The sequence below is a fragment of the Streptomyces sp. NK15101 genome (assembly GCF_020400725.1).
Lineage (GTDB): Bacteria > Actinomycetota > Actinomycetes > Streptomycetales > Streptomycetaceae > Streptomyces.
Genome location: NZ_JAINVG010000220.1, coordinates 1 through 465 on the forward strand (window position 1 = coordinate 1; position 465 = coordinate 465).

The window sequence follows — 465 nt, forward strand, 5'->3', positions numbered from 1 at the left end:
TGGCCGGAGCCGAACAGCTCGCCGACCGTCTTCATGCCGTCCAGGAGGGTCTCGTTGACGATGTCGAGGGCCGGGCGGGTCTCCAGGGCCTCGTCGAGGTCCGCCTCCAGGCCGTTCTTCTCGCCGTCGACGATCCGCCGCTTGAGCCGCTCCTCCAGCGGCAGGGCGAGGAGCTCCTCCGCCTTGCCGGCCTTGAGCGACTTGGTGGTGGCGCCCTCGAAGAGGGCCATCAGCTTCTGCAGCGGGTCGTAGCCCTCGGCGCGCCGGTCGTAGATCAGGTCGAGGGCGGTGGTGACCTGCTCCTCGTCGAACCGGGCGATGGGCAGGATCTTCGAGGCGTGCACGATCGCCGAGTCCAGGCCCGCCTTCACGCACTCGTCGAGGAAGACCGAGTTCAGCAGGATGCGGGCGGCGGGATTCAGGCCGAAGGAGATGTTCGACAGACCCAGCGTCGTCTGCACCTCG

The 465-nt window shown here is 68.4% G+C and carries 1 protein-coding gene; it reads right to left on the reverse strand.

The annotated features are described in order from the left end of the window. Positions 1-465: B12-binding domain-containing protein (locus K7G60_RS38700; protein ID WP_225805644.1), on the reverse strand; the 465-nt coding region annotated here is incomplete at both ends.